Here is a 1,239-nt window from a genome sequence, read left to right on the forward strand (position 1 = left end):
ATCTAGCTTTAATTTATAAGGTTCAATACCGTTTATATGACGGGTGTTTAGAAAGGGTAGGAAATGTTCAATTCTTTTTTATAAGAATCAATGGTTGGTGGTGATAATTTTTCATTTTCTAGATATTTGATAAAACCGTATAGCATAACCATTTTCCCACCCTTCTAACTTTTATTCATCTGCAGAGTCAGTTGTAGATGATTCTAATTGTCCATTCGTTTTATTCAGTTGATCTAATTTTATTTGTTGATCTACTTCATTTAATTTCTCATAGATGGCTGATTTTTTGGCTTCTAATTGTGTTTTCTCTTCAATTAGTTTCTTTAAACGATTTTGTAAGACTGTTAATTTTTCCTCTACTAATGGAGTACCATCAATTTGTGTAACTTCTTTTTTAAATAGTTTCTTCCAAAATCCAGCTTCTTCTTTCGGGCTAGAGGTATACATATTTAACAATTGTCTATGTAAATCGGTATAAGTTTCTAAATCTTCAATTCTTCCGATTAGGGCTCGCATTTCTGATTCCCAAACATGCAGTTCTTGAGAAAGTGAGTGTTTCTTACTTTCTAGTTCTTTGGTTTTTTGAACCCTTTGTTCATTTTCTTGGTAATGTTTTATGAAAGTACCAAGTAATTCAGCTACTTTAGTATTAATCGTTTGTTCAATTTGTTCACTTGGTAATGAATTATGAGAGCCTGAATTACTTCTTTTGGAGACACGATCATTAGCTAAATATTCGGCCCTGGCTCCTGTAAGGGTCGCTATATCACTAGGTGTTAATTTCATTTCTGTTAGTAATAAAATCATTTTGAATTGAAACAATGTTTTATAGTCGTAACGATACCTATTACCCGATTTATAAATCACAATATAATTGTTAAAGTCTTCTCTATTTAAGAAGTTAATTAATGTTTGTTGATTGTTTTGAATACCTAATAGTTCGGCTGCTTGTTTTGTCGAATACGTCGTAGCATCAAATACTACTCTTTCGTAAAAGATACAAGGCTCAAATAATTTATCTAATAGGTTCATTTGCTGTAAATGAAGGTATAAAGGATCATCACTAAACAATTCTTTATATCCTTCAATCTTTTTCATTGAATCTGTAGATGGATTCAAACACTCCACCCCCTTTTAATTATTTAAAATAATTAGCCTCTATTTATTTTAACCTAATCATTCAACATGTTTCAAACTAAAATCCCTATAAATGGAGGTTTATTGGATATTATTTTAATT

At 30.2% G+C, this 1,239-nt stretch carries 1 protein-coding gene; it reads right to left on the bottom strand.

The features are described 5' to 3' along the window. Positions 1 to 171 precede the first annotated feature (171 nt). Positions 172 to 1,119 carry a hypothetical protein gene (locus tag V7014_RS26650; protein ID WP_335512068.1) on the bottom strand — a complete coding sequence of 316 codons (948 nt, stop codon included), beginning with the start codon at positions 1,117 to 1,119 and terminating at the stop codon, positions 172 to 174. Positions 1,120 to 1,239: the final 120 nt, after the last annotated feature.

This window comes from Bacillus sp. JJ722, from assembly GCF_036963345.1.
Classification (GTDB): Bacteria; Bacillota; Bacilli; order Bacillales; family DSM-1321; genus Bacillus_AD.